We start from the raw sequence: 15,263 nt of genomic DNA, 5'->3' as shown, positions 1-15,263 counted from the left end.
GCTGGAAAACATGAACCCCACTCAGGGCCCCCAAGGGCCGCAGCGGACCGCGCGTCCGCTCAGCGAGGCGGCCAAAGCCTCGCTCCAGAAGACGCACACGCTGTTCCGCATGTTCATTGTGTCCGTGCTGGGCGCCTTCTTCGTGTTCCAGCTGGACATTGCCTACCTCTGGCTCACGGCACTTCTGACGGCGGCGGGCATCGCGCTGGGGATCATCGTGCTTATCCGGGCCATCCGGTTCAAGGAATCCAAGCTGGTGCTCTTCGGAACCATCTCCGGCCTGTTGGTTTCGGCCGTGCTGGTTCTCTTGGTCCTGACCACGGCACTGTTCTTCAACCAGGTCCGCGACTTCCAGCAGTGCTCCCGCCAGGCGCTGACCAGCAAGGCAAGCACGGAGTGCCGGGTCCAGCTGGAGAACTCACTGCCTGGGCCGCTTCAGCAGCCGGTCCGCTAACTCCGCGAGCCACCGGCCCCGGCCGGTCCGCCCGGCAGGCTACTTGCTGTTGGGTGCAGCTCCCAGCTCGGCGTCCCGCAGTTGGCGGCGTTCCAGCCACGGTCCCGCCGCGTACCCAATTACGACGCCGATGCCGACTTCCGCCGTCAGCCACACAGCCGTCCACAGCGGGTCCGGACCAATGTCCGTAAGGCGGCCGACGCCGGCCGAGCCGCGCGCAAGCCAGGCGAGGGCCGCGGCCAGAACGCCGGCAGCAGCCCCAACGATGAGGGCCAGGAACAGGGTGGACGCCGCGGCGGTCAGCCAGCGGACGTGGAGCTTGATGGACAGCCACTCGTCGAAGTGATTTTCCCCCTCGCGCAGGAACCACCAGCCAGCCAGTACCCCGGCGAGCACGGGAACCACCAGCGCCACCGGTCCGAAGTCGAGCGGGCCGGAAGGGATGGCAGCAAAAACCGGGATGGTGGGCAGCGGACCGACGGCGGTCCCCAGCGGACCCACCTGCGAGCCGGCACCCAGCGCGAAACCGGAGCCGCTCAGCCACGCGAGAGCGAACACTGCCAGGTTGGGCAGGAAGCCGAGTTGCGCAATGGTGAGGGCCGCGCCTCCGACGGGTCCGGCGTCGAGCCCTTCATAAACCGCCACCACAAGGTTCCAGTGGATGAGAAGATCCACGGCCAGCAGCGCCGCGGAAATGCCGAGCGCCGCGGTAACAGCCACGAAGCCTGCTTTGGCGGCGGAAGCGAGGTACGAGCCCGCCCACCGCGAATGCTGGCTGGTGCGGGCGATCCAGTCTACGGCGTCGACGCCGATCAGGCGGCTCCACGAACCGGCCTCCCGCCGGGCGCCGATCACCATGCCGAGGCCGAACGGAACCAGCGGCAGGAGCCCGGCCCACCACAGGAAGACCTCAACGTCCTCGGTCCGGCAGATGAATCCTGTGGCGATGCCAAAACCCGCATAGGCCAGCCACGAGCCGAGCAGCGCCTGCCACAGCTGGTCCGTGTACGACGCACGGGCCAGGCGCCTGCCCGCCCGCCAGGCCAGCAGGAACGGGATGAGGGTCAGGCCCAGCGGAAGCAGCGACAGGGTGCCGGTCTCGGGCCTGGCGGCCGCCCCCTCCCCCACCGCGGTGAGGTAAAGAGGCACCCCGTGGATGACCAGCCAAGCCTGGCCGGCGAGCCGCGCCAGGGCATCTAGGCCGCTGCTCCCGAAGCCCGAGGTGGCCCACACCGCAACGATGGGTGCGATGACCAGCAGTGCGGAAATAATCGCCGCCTGCGCGGACTCGAGCCCGCCCTGCAGCCACAGGGGCATGGGGAGGCCACGGTCTCCGGTCTGGTCAGCGCGCAGTTTCATCGCCTCCCATCGTGCCATGGGAGGCCCGGCCCGCCTGTTTTCGACAGGCTCAACGGCGTGAGAAGTCGGTCCGGACTCCGCTGGCACCACTACGGGCAAGCTCATCAGCGAGCGCTTTTTCAGAGGGCCGGACGTAAAATTAGCTTGTCCGCATTCAGTGGTTGGAGGCAGAAATGACTACCGCATCCCCACATGCACACGGCGTTCACTTTGGCAGGACTGACGTCCAGAACGCTGGCATGGGTGTAGGTATTGTCTTGATGGTGGTCGGTGTGCTGGGGTTCATCCCGGGCATCACCGCACGGTATGGCGAACTGATGTTCCTTGGGCCTGATTCGCACGCGATGTTCCTCGGCCTGTTCCAGGTATCCATGCTGCTCAACATCGTGCAGCTGGTTATTGGCGCAACCGGCTGGGCCATGTCCCGGGGCGAAATGGGTGCGCGCAGGTTCCTCATGGGCGCCGGTGCGCTTTACATCATCCTCAGCATTTACGGGCTCAGTGTCGGAGTAGATTCGGCGGCCAACTTCCTGTCGCTGAATATGCCGGACAACTGGACGCACATGGTGCTTGGCGTGCTGATGATTGCCTGTGGCTGGATGTTTTCACGGCATTCGGTCGAGGACAGGAGATAGCCCGGACCGCGAACGCCGGGAACTAGGAGCCGCGAATGAGTAGATATCTAATCTGAGTATTCGTACTACCGGTTGGTGCAGGCGGCCACGCAATGTCGTGGGCGGCTGCACCAACTTTGTCTCCGGCAGGGCGGGTGCATCGCAACCTGAGTGACGGCGCCGGATGCAGAGGCCAGGGGCAGCGAGATGGTTTCAGGGTTCGCTACTTAAAGCGAATCAGGGCGTAGGGCTCACTGGGCAGATGTCCCGCTGTCCACGGCTCTTCAGACGGTTCGCTGCGCACTTCGCCGCGCCCGTCGCGAAGGACGGCCAGCACTGTTGCCGCAATGGCAACGATGGCAATTGCGGCCAGCAGCACGAGGACGACGACGATGGATCCAGACATCCCATAAGCACCTTCCGCTTCAATTTTATTGCGGTCTGGCGGGTCCGCTCGTGCAAATTTGTTTTTTCCTCTGGACGGAACCGGCCGCCGGGCATATTCTGATCTCCCATTGCGCTGGGGGGTGATTCGAATGGGCAACAGCTTGCGCCTTGACAAGGCTGCCGTCGTGCGTGCCCTCCTGCTGCCCGTTCTCCTCGTCTCGGCCTGGATTATCTGGGGCGCGGCCTCCGCAGACGCGGCTTCCGGGGACAACGGCTCGTTTGGCTCTGGTTCCCTGAATTCCGGTTCCCTCAATTCCGGGACCCCCAACGTCGGTTCCCTCGCGACAGCTCCCGTCGCCGCCATCGCGCAGTCCGCATTGTCCGCTCCGCTGGCTTCCCCGGTGTCCCAAGTTGCCCCGGCCCGGAAGCTGTTGCCGGTGGCACCTGCCCTGCCGGCGGCACCCAGCCTTCCGGCTGCAGTCACCAAGCCTTTGTCGAGTGTCGTCGGCACAGTAGCGGGCACGGCGGGCGCCGTGGCCAACGGGGCGTCGGCGACGGTCACTTCCGTGACCACGGCGACGGCACCCGCGCTCGGCAAGGCGGACAGCCTGATAACGGCCGCAGAAAACATCGTTTCGTCTGTGCCACGGTTGCCTGCAACGCCTGCCGTGCCCGCTATTCCTTCGCTGCCGCTTCCTTCAGTGGCTGTCCCGTCAGTGCAGGTCCCTTCACTTCCGATTCCTTCACTTCCGGTCCCTTCACTTCCGATTCCTTCGCTTCCGATTCCTTCGGTACCCGTTCCGTCGGTGCCTGTTCCCTTGGTTCTCGTTCCTTCAGCGCATGCGCCGGAACTGCCTGCGGCTCCTGTGCGGGGAGTCAGGCCGACGACGCCGGTTCCGCACGCCGGGGGGATGTCGCCAGATCCTGCTGCGCCACCACAGGCCGCTTCGCCCTCGGCAGTTGGGCCGGGGCCGACCGCTCCGAGGGCAGGAAACAGTGCACGGCCGGCAGCATCGGTGGAAACAGCAGTCCAGGTCCTGCCCGCTACCGGCACCGGACTGCCGCTCGCCGGCACGGGCCTCTCGCTGGCCAAGCTTCAGATGATTACGCCCCAGGTTCGTGAACTGGCAGGCGCCAGGCCCGCTGCCCACCAACCGCACTTCGACGCACGGCACGGCTACGGCTATTTTCAATCGTTTGCGGTGAGCGAAGGAACGCCGGGGAACTCCTCCCTGGGTTCAGAAGGCTCGGGCGCCCAGGCCGCCGAAGTGACGGGAGATTGGCACCGGACGCCCCTGTTTGCCGGCGTGCGTGTGTTCGATGCTGCCCAGCACCTTCCCTCCAGTCTAGCCGTCGATCCGGGGTCTTCCCCCGACTGAACAGGTCAGCTCTGCCCGCATTCGGGGCAGAAAAGACCACCTGCGCAACCCTGCGCAAGGACCATCTGTTCAGTCAGGAGAACATGTCATGTCTACACACGCCCCGCTGTCTGCTGCCCACCGCCCGTCCCGCCCGCAGTCCCCCGGCCCGGCTAGCGGCCGGATCGGCAACTGGCCCGACCCCATGCGCGGCCGGATCGGCAACTGGCCCGACCCCATGTCCGGCCTCATCGGCAACTGGCCGGACCCGATGCAACAGGGACGCTAAAGCCGTCCCAGTGAAGCTGGAGGACGGTCCGGCACTGCGCCCGGACCGGAGTGTGCCAGCCAGGAAAGTGTCGCCGCGCACGGCGCGGCGACACTTTCTTTCCCAATGATCAGTCCGCCTACTCGGGGGCGGAGCCGTCCTCGCCGTCTGGCTTCCGCCTTGTTCCGGCGCGGTCCTCCGGCGCCGGCGCAGCGTCCTGCGCGGCAACCTCGTCTCCGGAAGCGGGTGACTGAAGGGCAGGTTCCGCAGCAGTATCAGCGCCCGAAGCCTGCTGCCCGCTTGCGGGCACTCCTTCTGCAAACGCACTGGCTGCGGGCATCACGCCTTCGACCTCCGCGCCTTCTGCGGGTGCACCGGCTGCGGCAGAGCCCGTTTCCGCGGTGTCGTCCGCGGCTGGATTGCCGCCGGCTGCGGCCGGATTCTGGTTCTTGGCCGAGCCGGGCTTGGCGCGGCCCGGAAAGTAGCTGATGACCCGCGCCAGCTCCCGTCCCAGGACGGTACCCTCGACGACGTCGGGGGGCAGCGCATCCTGCTCGGCTTTCCTGGCCGCCTCCAGTGCCTGGCGGCCTGCTTCCGTAATGGAAACCTCGTTATGGCGCCTATCCAGGGAACTGGACTCGCGAGACACCAGGCCGGCCTCCTCAAGCCGCGACAGAACCCGGCCAATGGACTGACTGCGGACCTTGATGTCAGAAGCCAACTGTTCCTGGTTCAGCGGACCGGCAAGGAGGCCCTGCAGCGCGATGACGGCGGCGTGGGTGAGGCCGAGTTCTGCCAGCGCCTGGTCCTGCCTTCGCTGGACGAGCCTGGCGGCCATGGACAGCAGCTGGTGAGGCCCCCACTGCTCTGCGTCAGGATTCGGGACCATCGGTCTAACCTTCTTTCCCCTTTGAGCCCGTGCTGGCGACATGGCCAGCCCACAATGCTTGCAACGCCGGGGCCGGTAAGCCGGCCCCGGCGCGGGGCAAACTAGCGGCGGGTGTCCTCTACGCCGTCGGCCTCAATGCGCTCCTTGCGGACTTGTTCGTCCACCGTCACCTCGTCCGTGACGGTTTCGGTGTCCAGCCGGACTCGCTCAACGGGCACAGTTTCCTTGTCCACCACCGGACGTTCCTCGTGTAGCACCACTTCGTGTTCTGCCTCGCTGATGTCCGGACCGCCCAGCGCCTCGCCCCTGTTTCCTTCGGTGATCGGTTCGCGCTCCAGCCGCACTTCCTCGCGCTGCACGGGAACGGTCTGGGTCACGTTTTCGGTCACCACGTACTTGCGCAGACGCGCCCGGCCGGCAGCCTGCCTTTCTGTGCCGACATTCACGCGTTCCTCCGAGCGCGTCATGGCGTCACCGTCGGCCGGTCCGGACGTGGCACGACCAGCCCTCTCGTCCGCCGCACTGTACGTTCCGCCGCCGCCAGCGGCAGCGAAGCCCGCATCCCGCTCAGTGGCGGAAAGGCCGGCCGCGGACCGGTCGGTCGTCCTGCCGGAGTCGGCGGTGTGCCCGTTCGCAGCTTCGGTGTAAGTTACCGTTCCGTTCAACTGGTAGTGCTCGTACAGCCGGTCCTCTTCGGCGGGATCAAGGTGCCCCTCCGCATCTACCCGCGGGGCGTCCTTCACCTGGTCCTTGGTGTAAGGGACGACGATGTCCGCTCCATCAACCCGGGCGCCTTCGAGGGGGATGAACGATTCGGAGGTACCGAAAAGGCCTGTCCGTGCGGTTACCCAGGTAGGCTGCCCGTTGTCATCGTCCGCATACACCTGTCCGACGGAACCGATCTTGCCTCCGTCTGCCGAGAGGATGTTGCCGTTCTTGTTCAGCAGGTCGTCGATGTGTTCCTTGGCGAGCATTCTGTCTCCTTGAATGTTGACTTCTTGTCCACTTTTGGCTGTTCACGTTGAACCGGCGGCGGCGGGGCGACGCCGCACGGCGCGGCATGCCGCCGAAGAGCGGCAACTGCCGTGCGTGGCGGGCATCCGCCGTCGGTTCGAGGCAAAAACTCCCGCCTCGCACTTATACCCTAAGCATGCTTACTATCATATTGGCAAGCCTACTTAGCTTTTTTCTTGATGCCCGACCCCGAGGCGCGCCGGGATGCCGCGCCAATGCGCGGCACTCGTCCCGCCACGCACCGGGGGGCCGAAGTAGGGATGGGAAAAAATGCCAAGGGTGCTTACTATTTATTAGTAAACATGCTTACCATTGCATGCCAGCAACGCTGGTTCCTGTACAGCAACTGACCCTTTCGGAAAGAGAGAGCGAAGATGACTGAGAACCAATGGCCGCAGGATGAAGACCTCTCCACTCCCCCGGCCACACAGAACACGGGTTACAGCGCCGGCACCACCGGGTACGGCGCAACTGGAGCGGGCACCACTGGCTACACCGGCAGCCCGGGCTACCAGGATGACGCGTCCTCGAAGAAGGACGTTGCCAAGTATGAGGCCGCGAACGTCGCCAGCGAGACTAAAGTCGCCGCCGAGAACGTTGCCGAGACGGCCAAGTCCGAGGCGAAGAACGTGGCGTACGAGGCGAAGAACAGCGCCAAGGACCTGCTTCACCAGGCCAAGTCGGACCTGGCCAGCCAGGCCGGCACCCAGCAGACCAAGGCCGCCGAGGGCATCCGCAGCATCTCCTCGCAGCTGCGCACCATGGCCGACGCACCGGACCAGCAGGGCGTGGCCGCGGACCTGATCCGGCAGGCCGCAGACCGCTCCGAGTCAGTCGCGTCGTGGCTGGACAACCGGGATCCGGGCTCACTGCTGGACGAAGTGAAGTCCTTCGCCCGCCAGCGCCCCGGCACCTTCCTGCTCCTCGCCGCAGGGGCGGGCATGCTCGCCGGCCGCCTGGGCCGCAGCCTGCAGGCCGGCGCCCCCGAGACCGGAACAGGCGCCGGGTACGCGGGCACAGTTCCGCCTTACCCCGTCCAGCCGCCGGTCACCGAAAGTAGCCTTGACGCCGGGGTGGGCACACCGCTTTACGACCAGGCCGGCTTGGGAGAGCCCGCCTACACCCAGCCGGCCTACGGCGAGCAGACTTACGGGGAACAGACAACCGGCCAGCCCGCCTACGGCCAGCCCGCGTATGGTGAACCGGCCTACGGCGAACCCGCCACCGGCCAGCCAGCCTACGGCGAACCGGGCATTGGAGAGCCGGCCATCGGCGAGCCGGGCTATGGCGAACCAGGGTACGGCGAGCCGAGGCGCCGGGATACTGATGACACCGAGGGTGGGGGTCGTCCGCTGTGAGCAGCCAGATCCCCGATACCCCTCCCACGGCGGCGCACGCGAAGGCCGATACCACCTCCCTCGGTGATCTCCTTGGTGAGGTTACCCGGGACCTGTCCACCCTGATCCGGCAGGAAATCGAACTCGCCAAAGCCGAACTCAAACAGTCCGGCACCCGCGCCGGCAAGGGCGGCGGCATGCTCGCCGGCGCCGGCGTCGCCGGGCACTTCGTGCTCCTGTTCCTCTCCATCGCCCTCTGGTACGCCCTCGGCGAGCTCATGGGCCTGGGCTGGTCCGCCGTCGTCGTCGCCATCCTCTGGGGCATCATCGCCGCGATCCTCGCCTCCATCGGACGCAAGGAACTCAAGAACATCAAAGGCATGCCCCAGACCATGGAGACAGCCAAGGAAATCCCGCCCACGCTCAAACCGAACGGAGACCACCGATGAGCGATAACCCGGACGCCATCCGCGCCGACATCGAAGCAACCCGCAACCGCCTCGGCACCAACGTGGACGCCGTCGCCGACAAAGTCACCCCCTCCAACATCGTCCACCGCCAAACGGACAAGGTGAAGGACGCCGTCTTCGGAGTAAAGGACAAAATCATGGGCACCGCCGAACACGCCACCCACAGCACCACCGGCAGCCTCCACCACGCCGCCCACACCACCAGCGGCGGGGTCCACCAGGCCACCGACGCCGCCGGGAACGCCCTCCACGGCGCCGGCGAAGCGATCGCCGACGCACCCCACCAGGTCGCCGCGAAAACCCAGGGCAACCCCCTCGCCGCCGGACTCATCGCCTTCGGCGCCGGGCTGCTCGTCTCCTCCCTGATCCCGGCAAGCCAGAAGGAACGCGAAGCCGCCGACGCCCTCAAGACCGCGGCCGAACCCATGACCAGCCAGCTCACCGAGGCCGCAAAGGACATGGCCCAAGGCCTGAAGGAACCCGCCCAGGACGCCATGGAAAACGTCAAGGCCACCGCCACCGACGCCGCCCAACACGTCAAGGACGAAGGCCAAACCGCAGCCTCCGACGTCAAAGCCACCGCCACGGACGCCAAGGACCACGTCCAGAACACGTAGCCCCGGTAAAGCTCTAAATGGAGAAAATACGACGCCGGCCGGCCCGCCTCACGCGGGCCGGCCGTTGTCTGCGGTCAGGGGCGCGCGGGTCATGGGGCGGCGGTCAGGCAATAAGCCCGGGCTCAGGCCCGGCCCTTCAGGATCAGGTTCCAATAGATCCCAGGAAAGAGGTCGCGCTCGAGGATCCAGGTGGAATGCCGCTCCTTCGCCACGCGCACTTTGGGGATGGAGGGCATCGGCTTGTACTCGTCGTCGAACTCGGCGAACACCACCGTTGACCGGGACACGGTGAAGGGGCAGGCGGAGTAGCCGTTGTACTTGGTCGTTGGCTCCTCGCCCCTGGTAACCGCCTTAAGGTTCTTTGCCAGCACGGTGGTCTGTTTTCGCAGCGCAGCCCCGGCCTTGGAGTTTTTGGTGCCGGCGGCGTCGCCCAGGGACCATACGTTCGGATACCGGGGGTGACGCAGCGTCTCCGGATCCACTTCCACGAAGCCACCGTCGTCGCCGGGCGCCGGCAATTCGGTGTTCTTGAGCCAGTCAGGCGCCGACTGCGGCGGCACCGCGTGCAGGACGTCATAGGTGAGGCTCTCGCTCGAGCCGCTGGCGGCGTCGTGGATGTGCAGGGCGCGGGCATCCGCGTCCACGGCGGTCACCTCGCTGTTGCACCGCAGCTCAATGCCGTACTCCGCAATCTTGCGGTTCAGCTCCTCGTCCACGCCCGGCACGCCGTAGACCGTGGGGGTCGGCACCACCATCACCACACGGATGTTGGACAGCACTCCTTGCTGGCGCCAGTAGTCGCAGGCAAGGTACATGGGCTTCTGCGAAGCACCGGCGCATTTGACCGGTCCTGAGGGCATGGTGAACACAGCCGTTCCGCTCCGCAGCCCGCTGAGCAGGGCCCAGGTCTTCGGAGCCAGCTCATACACATAATTCGAGGAGGCATGGGGCGACTCCATGGCTTCGGCCAGGCCAGGCACCTTGTGCCAGTCAAGCTGCAGACCAGGACACACCACCACGTGGCCGTAACTGAGCCGGATCCCGGAGGCCAGTTCCACGCTGTTCGTTTCCGGTTTGATATCCACCGCGCTGTCCGGAATCCAGGTCACGCCCTTCGGCATGACGGACTCCTGCGGGCGCACAGCTTCGGCGGCCTCGGCGGTACCGCCGCCGATGTGCGAGAACAGCGGCTGGAAGAGGTGCCTGCCGCTGGGTTCCACCACGGCGACGTCACGAACGCCGTAGCGCCGCAGCCGGGCGGCCAGCGATATCCCGGCGTTCCCGCCGCCGACCACCAGCACGTTGTACCGCCGTCGTCCGTTGCGGGCGGGCCCGGAGGTCCCGGCGGCATCTAAACGGTTCCCGGACGACGGCGGAACGGGCGGTGTGCTGGAACGCGGGGGACCGGATTCCGGTGCCATGGGAACTAGCCCTTCTTTTCCGTCAGGGCGCCCGCCTTGTGCGCGGCTCTTGCCCCCGACTTTGCGGACTCCACAACATACTGGGGTTCATCGTCGCTGGCCCGGTGGGTGTGGCCGTCGAGCTCGAAGTCGCTGGTTTTCTTTTCCACGATCTTGCCGTGGGTCTTTCCCTGCGGGGTGTTCCACTCCACTTCGGTGCCCTTGGTCAGTGCCACGCGTGCTCCTCGGGTCGGGATGGGTTCGAGATCTGGTGGATCAGGATTGGCGAGCTGGATCTGGAAGGTGGGTACCGGCGTCGGCCATCAGGACCGACACTACAGCCGGCGGCAATGACCGGCCAGAGCCGGTGCCGATCTGATGTGCCTGAGAGCTCGCTCTCCTGCGGCCGCCGGAATCGCTGGACTATGCCCCGGCGCACCACCAGACTGTGTATTACAGCTGGTCATGCCGCCTTTGTGGGGTAAGGCCCAACCTCATTCGGCCTTCGCTCTGAGAGGACACCGCCATGGAGAACCTGGCAGCCATCCTGCCGCTGATCATCATCGTTGCCTCGGTGCTTCTGGGAATTCTGGTTATCTGGCTGGCCGTCAAACTCATGTGGAAAGTGGCCGAGCCAAACGAGGCGCTCATAATATCCGGGTTGACGCGCGGCACCCTGGAGAGCACCGACGGGATGGACTTCAAGATCGTCACCGGCAAGGGCGCACTGGTGGTTCCGGGCCTGCAGACCGTCCGGACGCTGTCCCTCACGCTGAACGAGACGGAGCTGAAGGTCTCCTGCGTCACGTCCCAGGGTATCCAGGTAATCGTTGAGGGCGTCGTCATTTACAAAATCGGGGACGCGCCGGCGTTCATTGCCAACGCCGCCCGACGGTTTCTGGGCCAGCAGCCGAAAATGGAAAGCCAGGTGTACAACGTCTTCGAGGGCCACCTGCGTTCCATTATCGGCAGCATGACGGTGGAGGAAATTATCCGCGAGCGCGACAAGCTGGCGTCCCAGGTCCGCGGGGCGAGCGGCGTGGAAATGGAAAAGCTGGGACTCGTAGTTGATTCCCTGCAGATCAAGGACCTCCAGGACCCCACCGGCTACATCCAGAACATCGCCAAACCGCACATCGCCCAGGTCAAGATGGAGGCCCGCATCGCGGAGGCCACCCGGAACCGCGAGGCGGCGGAGCGGGAAGCCGAGGCCGCCGCCCAGGTCGCGGATGCGCAGAGCCTCTCAGCCATCAAACAGTCGGCGGCACAGGCCAACGCGGAACGGGCAAGGGCCAACGCCGCGCAGGCCGGCCCGCTGGCCGACGCCACCGCCCGCCAGCAGGTGGTGGTCCAGGAAACCGAAGTGGCCAAGCTCGAGGCGGACCGCGAGGAGCAGAAGCTGCAGACCACAATCCGCAAGCCCGCCGACGCCAAGGCCTACGCACAGCGAACCGAGGCGGAGGCTCAGAAGGCCGCAGACATCAGCGCAGCCGAAGCCCGTGCCAAGCGGACGGAACTCGAGGCCCAGGCCAATGCCCGGCGGGTGGAAGTGGAGGCGCAGGCCAGCGCGAGCGCGGCGGCGGCCATTGCCGGAGCCACCCGGGTCACGGGCGAGGCCGAGGCGGCGGCCACGAAGGCGCGCGGCGATGCTGCGGCGTCCGCCATCAAGGCGAAGGCGCTAGCAGAGGCTGAGGGCATCAAAGCCCGCGGCGAGGCGCTGGAGAGCAACCAGGACGCCGTCATTGCCCAGCAGTTGGCGGAGAACATGCCGTCCATCGTGGCAGCGGCGGCCGAGCCGTTTGGACACGTGGACCAGCTCACCGTCCTGAACGGCGCGGACGGCCTCAATAGCATGGTGGGCGGGATCATCACCCAGGCGGGCTCGTTCCTGCCGCGGCTCTCGGGTGCCCTGAAGAACGGGCAAAACCATGCCAAGCAGCCGCCGAAGCAGCCCGGCGCCTAGGACCGGCGCCCCCAGCCGAGGAAAGCCCAAGGAAGCCGGAGGACATGGTGCACAGGAACGTCGACCGGACCCTGACCGGGAAGATCGGCCGGGTGAGCGGGCAGATTGGTCCCGGAACCGTGGGCGAAGTGATGCTCTCATACCGCGGCGGCACCAGCGCCTTCCACGCCCACCCGTTCGACAAGGTCAGTGTCTTCACGGTGGGTGACGAGGTGCTGGTCATCTACTTCGAACCGCCGCAGACCGTCTTCGTGGATGAACTGCCGGACGTTCTCCGCCACGAGGGACGGTAGCCCCGCCTGTTAATCCAACCTTCCCTTCCCGGTTACGCCCGTTCCCCCTCACGGTTACACGGCAGGAACACCGTTGAGGTGTGAGGATCGCTATCGTTGCCGAATCATTTTTGCCGCTCATGAACGGGGTCACGCACTCCATCCTGCGGGTGCTTGAGCATCTGCAGGAGCGGGGCGATGAGGTGCTGGTGATTGCGCCGTCGACGTCGGACGCTGATGTTCTGGACGTTGTGCACGGCGCGTTTGTGCACCGGCTTCCCTCCGTTCCGCTGGCCGGTTACACGAACGTGCGGGTGGCGCTGGGAGGTGTGTACCGGGTCAAGAGAATCCTTGCCGACTACGCACCGGACGTGGTGCACCTGGCGTCGCCGTTCGTGCTCGGCTGGCGGGCGGCCCAGGCCGCGCACCAGCTGGGGATCCCCACCGTGGCCATCTACCAGACCGAAGTTCCCAGCTACGCCGCCCGGTACGGGGTGCCGTTCCTGGAGAACTGGGCCTGGAACCGGGTGGAAAACATTCATCTCCTGGCGTCCCGGACGCTGGTGCCGTCCACGTTCGCGCTGAACCAGTTGCGCGGCCGCGGAATCCTGCGGGTGGGCATGTGGCGGCGCGGTGTGGATACCGCGCGTTTTGCGCCCGGAAAGCGCGACGCCGGCTGGCGGGCTTCAGTGGCGTCTCACGGTCAGCGGATCATTGGCTACGTCGGCCGGCTGGCAGTGGAGAAGCAGGTGGAGGACCTCGCCGTGCTGGCAGACGTTCCGGGCACCCGCCTGGTGATCGTGGGCGACGGTCCGCAGCGGGGGGCGCTGGAGGAGGCCCTTCCAACCGCGGTGTTCACCGGTTTCCTCGGCGGCGAGGAGCTGGCCCGGGCCATGGCATCGTTCGATCTGTTCGTCCACCCGGGCGAGTTCGAGACCTTCTGCCAGACCATCCAGGAGGCCATGGCGTCCGGCGTGCCGGTGGTGGCCACGGGCCGCGGCGGGCCCTTGGACCTGGTGGAGACTTCCCGCACCGGTTGGCTCTACGAGCCCGGTGACCTCGCCGGCCTGCGCCGGCATGTTATGGACCTGACGGGTGACGACGCCAAGCGCCGCGCGTTCTCGGCGGCAGCATACGCCTCGGTCCAGGGCCGGACGTGGCCGGCCCTGTGCGCGGAGCTGGTGCGGCACTACAAGGAGGCTATTGCCGGCGCCCTGCTCCCCACCGACACCCTAGCCTCGCAAGCTCGGCCAGGGAACCCTGTCGGCGTGGGCCCAGAGTCATTCAACGGAGCGCGGCCGGAGCCAGCATCGCTCCTCGAACCGCAAACCAAGACCAGCCAGGGAGCCGCCCTGTGAAGATCTCCGTGATCGGCTGCGGCTACCTCGGTGCCGTCCATGCTGCCACCCTCGCCTCCATGGGCCACACCGTGGTGGGGATCGACGTCGACCCCGCACGGACCCAGCAGCTCGCCGGCGGCCGGGCCCCTTTCTTCGAACCGGGGCTGGACGAGCTCCTGCGCGACGGCCGCGCCACCGGCCGCCTCATCTTCTCCACGGACTTTACCGACGCTGCCAGCGCGCAGTTGCACTTCCTCTGCGTGGGCACGCCGCAGTCCAAGACCTCCGACGGCGCCGACCTCAGCTACCTGGTCTCCGCCGCAAAGAGTCTCCTTCCGCACCTGGGCCGGGGTGCCGCCGTCGTCGGCAAATCAACCGTGCCGGTGGGCACCGTTGACCGACTGGGGCGCATGCTCGCCGCGCGGCCCGACGTGCTGCTGGGCTGGAATCCGGAGTTCCTGCGCCAGGGCACCGCGGTCAAGGACACGCTGGTGCCGGACCGGCTGGTGTACGGCGTACCCGGCGGCAAGGAGGGCGCGTTCGGGCGCCGCAGCGACGGCGCGCAGGGAGCGGCCCGCGGTGTGACAGCCGTGCTGGACGCGGTGTACGAGCCGCTGCTGCAGGCCGGCATCCCGCGGCTCGTGTGCAATTTCGCGACGGCGGAACTGATCAAGTCGGCGTCGAACGCCTACCTGGCCACGAAGGTCAGCTTCATCAACGCGATGTCGGAACTGTGCGACGCCGCAGGTGCCGACGTCACCGAACTGAGCGAGGGGATGGGCATGGATCCGCGCATCGGCAACCGCTACCTGCACGCCGGGCTGGGGTTCGGCGGGGGCTGCCTGCCCAAGGACATCCGCAGTTTCCGGGCCCAGGCGCAGGCGCTGGAGGTCCGGTCCGTGGATGACTGGATGGGTGTGGTGGACTCCATCAACCTCGGCCAGCGCGCCCGGACCGCGGAGGTTGCCCGGGAACTCTGCGGCGGCATGCTCGCCGGCCGGACGGTCACCGTGCTGGGCGCGGCGTTCAAACCGGACACGGACGACATCCGCGACTCCCCTGCCCTCGAGGTCGCGCTCCGGCTCGCCTCCGCCGGAGCGCACGTCACGGTGACGGACCCGAAGGCCATCAACAACTCATGGATGCGCTACCCGCAGCTGCGGTTCGAGGCCTCTGCCGCGAGGGCGCTCGAGGGTGCCGAGCTGGTGCTGCTGCTGACCGAATGGGCTGAGTACCGCGAACTGTCCCGGCCGCCGTCGGGCAGCTGGTTTCGCGCCGGACGGTGCTGGACGCACGGAACGTGCTGGATGCTGCGGCGTGGCAGGCCGAAGGCTGGACGGTGCGCGGCCTCGGCACCCGGGCGGCGGCTGTGGTTGGGCACATCTCCGCTGGCTGAGCCGGGTCCGCTGGTTGAGCTGGGCCCACGTCGGCAGGGATTCCTGACCGAGCTTGCGAGGTTAGGGGGCCGGTGGGGAGCGAAACCGGGGGCCTCCATCTAGACAGGCTCGATCAGCGGTACGA

The 15,263-nt window shown here is 66.8% G+C and carries 16 protein-coding genes and 1 pseudogene; 11 read left to right on the top strand and 6 right to left on the bottom strand.

Annotation, left to right across the window (positions count from 1 at the left end):
• Positions 1–10: 10 nt before the first annotated feature.
• Positions 11–454, top strand: coding sequence for a hypothetical protein (locus ACHMXB_RS01765; protein WP_395402259.1), 444 nt, complete (start codon positions 11–13; stop codon positions 452–454).
• 39 nt (positions 455–493) lie between these two features.
• On the opposite strand, the gene ACHMXB_RS01760 is transcribed toward ACHMXB_RS01765, so the two are convergent.
• The gene (locus ACHMXB_RS01760) at positions 494–1,813 is read right to left on the bottom strand and encodes a DUF6350 family protein (RefSeq protein ID WP_395405059.1); all 1,320 of its coding nucleotides are present in this window, start codon (positions 1,811–1,813) and stop codon (positions 494–496) included.
• Positions 1,814–2,052: 239 nt separating this feature from the next.
• Between ACHMXB_RS01760 and ACHMXB_RS01755 the strand changes: the two genes are divergently transcribed.
• Positions 2,053–2,448 (top strand): DUF4383 domain-containing protein, encoded by a 396-nt coding sequence (locus tag ACHMXB_RS01755; RefSeq protein ID WP_395402257.1) that lies wholly within the window; start codon positions 2,053–2,055, stop codon positions 2,446–2,448.
• A gap of 202 nt (positions 2,449–2,650) precedes the next feature.
• Here the strand turns inward: ACHMXB_RS01755 and ACHMXB_RS01750 are convergent, their stop codons facing one another.
• Positions 2,651–2,833 (bottom strand): hypothetical protein, encoded by a 183-nt coding sequence (locus tag ACHMXB_RS01750; protein WP_395402255.1) that lies wholly within the window; start codon positions 2,831–2,833, stop codon positions 2,651–2,653.
• Between the two features lie 997 nt (positions 2,834–3,830).
• Here ACHMXB_RS01750 and ACHMXB_RS01745 point away from each other — a divergent pair.
• Complete coding sequence (locus ACHMXB_RS01745; RefSeq protein WP_395402253.1) at positions 3,831–4,193, top strand: hypothetical protein; 363 nt, start codon at positions 3,831–3,833, stop codon at positions 4,191–4,193.
• 88 nt (positions 4,194–4,281) lie between these two features.
• Positions 4,282–4,461 (top strand): hypothetical protein, encoded by a 180-nt coding sequence (locus ACHMXB_RS01740; RefSeq protein ID WP_395402251.1) that lies wholly within the window; start codon positions 4,282–4,284, stop codon positions 4,459–4,461.
• A 118-nt stretch (positions 4,462–4,579) separates the two neighbouring features.
• Here the strand turns inward: ACHMXB_RS01740 and ACHMXB_RS01735 are convergent, their stop codons facing one another.
• Positions 4,580–5,329: a MarR family winged helix-turn-helix transcriptional regulator gene (locus tag ACHMXB_RS01735; RefSeq protein WP_395402249.1), complete on the bottom strand. Its 750-nt coding sequence runs from the start codon at positions 5,327–5,329 to the stop codon at positions 4,580–4,582.
• Between the two features lie 101 nt (positions 5,330–5,430).
• On the bottom strand, positions 5,431–6,303 hold the full coding sequence (locus ACHMXB_RS01730) for a PRC and DUF2382 domain-containing protein (protein WP_395402247.1): 873 nt from the start codon (positions 6,301–6,303) through the stop codon (positions 5,431–5,433).
• A gap of 414 nt (positions 6,304–6,717) precedes the next feature.
• On the opposite strand from ACHMXB_RS01730, the gene ACHMXB_RS01725 reads away from it, so the two are divergent.
• Genes ACHMXB_RS01725 through ACHMXB_RS01715 form a run of 3 tightly spaced genes read left to right on the top strand, consistent with a single transcriptional unit; the run spans position 6,718 to position 8,767 of the window.
• On the top strand, positions 6,718–7,701 hold the full coding sequence (locus ACHMXB_RS01725) for a hypothetical protein (protein ID WP_395402245.1): 984 nt from the start codon (positions 6,718–6,720) through the stop codon (positions 7,699–7,701).
• A complete protein-coding gene (locus tag ACHMXB_RS01720) occupies positions 7,698–8,129 on the top strand; it encodes a phage holin family protein (RefSeq protein ID WP_395402243.1) in 432 nt (143 codons plus the stop codon). Before ACHMXB_RS01725 ends, ACHMXB_RS01720 begins: the two co-directional genes overlap by 4 nt.
• Positions 8,126–8,767 (top strand): DUF3618 domain-containing protein, encoded by a 642-nt coding sequence (locus ACHMXB_RS01715; RefSeq protein WP_395402241.1) that lies wholly within the window; start codon positions 8,126–8,128, stop codon positions 8,765–8,767. Before ACHMXB_RS01720 ends, ACHMXB_RS01715 begins: the two co-directional genes overlap by 4 nt.
• A 122-nt stretch (positions 8,768–8,889) precedes the next feature.
• Here ACHMXB_RS01715 and ACHMXB_RS01710 read toward each other — a convergent pair whose 3' ends face one another.
• Both ACHMXB_RS01710 and ACHMXB_RS01705 read right to left on the bottom strand, forming a co-directional pair.
• Positions 8,890–10,188, bottom strand: coding sequence for an NAD(P)/FAD-dependent oxidoreductase (locus ACHMXB_RS01710; RefSeq protein WP_395402239.1), 1,299 nt, complete (start codon positions 10,186–10,188; stop codon positions 8,890–8,892).
• Between the two features lie 5 nt (positions 10,189–10,193).
• Positions 10,194–10,403, bottom strand: coding sequence for a DUF2945 domain-containing protein (locus tag ACHMXB_RS01705; RefSeq protein ID WP_395402237.1), 210 nt, complete (start codon positions 10,401–10,403; stop codon positions 10,194–10,196).
• Between the two features lie 290 nt (positions 10,404–10,693).
• Here ACHMXB_RS01705 and ACHMXB_RS01700 point away from each other — a divergent pair, with 290 nt between their 5' ends.
• The 4 genes and pseudogenes from ACHMXB_RS01700 (at position 10,694) to ACHMXB_RS01685 (ending at position 15,138) form a co-directional block, all read left to right on the top strand.
• The gene (locus ACHMXB_RS01700) at positions 10,694–12,130 is read left to right on the top strand and encodes a flotillin family protein (RefSeq protein WP_395402235.1); all 1,437 of its coding nucleotides are present in this window, start codon (positions 10,694–10,696) and stop codon (positions 12,128–12,130) included.
• 47 nt (positions 12,131–12,177) lie between these two features.
• Positions 12,178–12,423 (top strand): hypothetical protein, encoded by a 246-nt coding sequence (locus ACHMXB_RS01695; RefSeq protein ID WP_111902693.1) that lies wholly within the window; start codon positions 12,178–12,180, stop codon positions 12,421–12,423.
• Between the two features lie 80 nt (positions 12,424–12,503).
• Positions 12,504–13,760: a glycosyltransferase family 4 protein gene (locus ACHMXB_RS01690; protein WP_395402233.1), complete on the top strand. Its 1,257-nt coding sequence runs from the start codon at positions 12,504–12,506 to the stop codon at positions 13,758–13,760.
• Positions 13,757–15,138 (top strand): annotated as a pseudogene (locus ACHMXB_RS01685) (UDP-glucose dehydrogenase family protein). Before ACHMXB_RS01690 ends, ACHMXB_RS01685 begins: the two are co-directional and overlap by 4 nt.
• The last annotated feature ends 125 nt before the right edge of the window (positions 15,139–15,263 follow it).

Source organism: Arthrobacter sp. UC242_113, from assembly GCF_044054585.1.
GTDB lineage: Bacteria > Actinomycetota > Actinomycetes > Actinomycetales > Micrococcaceae > Arthrobacter.
The sequence above is the reverse complement of the archived record's forward strand: the minus strand, read 5'-3'. Positions and strand labels throughout refer to the sequence as shown.

What these genes read in the sequence shown, in the direction of transcription:
- ACHMXB_RS01765 (WP_395402259.1), top strand. Translation starts at nt 11, where the DNA reads ATGAACCCCACTCAGGGCCCCCAAGGGCCGCAGCGGACCGCGCGTCCG.
- ACHMXB_RS01760 (WP_395405059.1), bottom strand. Translation starts at nt 1,813, where the DNA reads ATGAAACTGCGCGCTGACCAGACCGGAGACCGTGGCCTCCCCATGCCC.
- ACHMXB_RS01755 (WP_395402257.1), top strand. Translation starts at nt 2,053, where the DNA reads ATGGGTGTAGGTATTGTCTTGATGGTGGTCGGTGTGCTGGGGTTCATC.
- ACHMXB_RS01750 (WP_395402255.1), bottom strand. Translation starts at nt 2,833, where the DNA reads ATGTCTGGATCCATCGTCGTCGTCCTCGTGCTGCTGGCCGCAATTGCC.
- ACHMXB_RS01740 (WP_395402251.1), top strand. Translation starts at nt 4,282, where the DNA reads ATGTCTACACACGCCCCGCTGTCTGCTGCCCACCGCCCGTCCCGCCCG.
- ACHMXB_RS01735 (WP_395402249.1), bottom strand. Translation starts at nt 5,329, where the DNA reads ATGGTCCCGAATCCTGACGCAGAGCAGTGGGGGCCTCACCAGCTGCTG.
- ACHMXB_RS01730 (WP_395402247.1), bottom strand. Translation starts at nt 6,303, where the DNA reads ATGCTCGCCAAGGAACACATCGACGACCTGCTGAACAAGAACGGCAAC.
- ACHMXB_RS01725 (WP_395402245.1), top strand. Translation starts at nt 6,718, where the DNA reads ATGACTGAGAACCAATGGCCGCAGGATGAAGACCTCTCCACTCCCCCG.
- ACHMXB_RS01715 (WP_395402241.1), top strand. Translation starts at nt 8,126, where the DNA reads ATGAGCGATAACCCGGACGCCATCCGCGCCGACATCGAAGCAACCCGC.
- ACHMXB_RS01710 (WP_395402239.1), bottom strand. Translation starts at nt 10,188, where the DNA reads ATGGCACCGGAATCCGGTCCCCCGCGTTCCAGCACACCGCCCGTTCCG.
- ACHMXB_RS01700 (WP_395402235.1), top strand. Translation starts at nt 10,694, where the DNA reads ATGGAGAACCTGGCAGCCATCCTGCCGCTGATCATCATCGTTGCCTCG.